Origin of the sequence: Rothia sp. HMSC069D01 (genome assembly GCF_001810135.1) — a bacterium.
Taxonomy (GTDB): domain Bacteria; phylum Actinomycetota; class Actinomycetes; order Actinomycetales; family Micrococcaceae; genus Rothia.
The window spans coordinates 122112-123119 of record NZ_KV800093.1; the positions used below are offsets into that span (position 1 = coordinate 122112).

Sequence of the window (1008 nt, forward strand, 5' to 3'; positions counted from 1 at the left end):
CGAAGTAGAAGACCACGCCAACGGGCTTGGAGTAGTCCAGGTTGTTCGCGTACACGTGGTACTGGGAGGTGGTGCCCGCCGGGGAGGTGTAGCTCTGGTAGGTTGCGGAGCTCATGGTGCGGGCACGCTGAGTGTTCTGCTGCTTCTGCTCAGCCTTCTGTTCGGTCTTCTGCTCGACCCTGGGAGCGGCGGTTGCCTTGCCCTTGGAGAGCGAGTTGCTCAGAATCTGCGAGAAGTTGTAGTCGAAGTGGCCCGAACCGTTCAGAACGGTCGCGGAAGCGTTGGTGTAGCCGGCGTTGCGGTAGGCGTTGTAGCCGCCCTCAACGGCGCCTCGTGCGCTCCAGGTCTGCGGGTAGGTCTCGCCGGAGCCGTCGTTCGAGTTTGCGTACCAGAACATGGGCTGGGACTTCAGCGCAGCCGAGGGGGTACCCTCGTCCAGGCCACCACCAGCGACCATGATGGATCCGCCGCCGTTACGCCAGGTCTGGGGCTTGGTGTTCAGCTCGTAGGTGATGAACTCAGCGCCACCGGAGTAGCCCATGGTCCACACGTTGGAGGAGTCCACACCGTTAGCCGCGATGAAGGAGGAAGCGAAGGAGCGGAAGAACTCACCGTTGGTGTTCATGTCTTCCCACCAGGTGATGCCGTTGCCGGATGCGTTGGTGTCCGGGGAGATAATAGGCACGAAGACCATGTTGCGGGCATTAGCGATCTTGCCCATCGCCGCGAGCATGCCCTCGTCGGGGGTGTAGACCTTGGACTCGTCACGCTGCCAGTAGTCACCGTCGAAGTAGAAGACCACGCCAACGGGCTTGGAGAAGTCCACGCCCTCAGCGTAGACGTGGTACTGCGAGGTGGTACCAGCCGGGGAGGTGTAGGACAGGAAAGTCTGGTTGGTGCGGGTTGCTGCCACACCGGATGCCGCCTGAGTAGCCTGTGCGGTCTGCGCGGGCTGCGCGGCAGGGGTTGCAGCGCTCTGGGTAGCTGCGGGAGCCTGGGTAGCTGCGG

Annotated in this window: 1 pseudogene; it reads right to left on the reverse strand. The window is 62.8% G+C overall.

Annotated elements, in window-relative coordinates:
* Nucleotides 1-1008: pseudogene (locus HMPREF2710_RS03190) on the reverse strand (S-layer homology domain-containing protein); the annotation flags it as partial.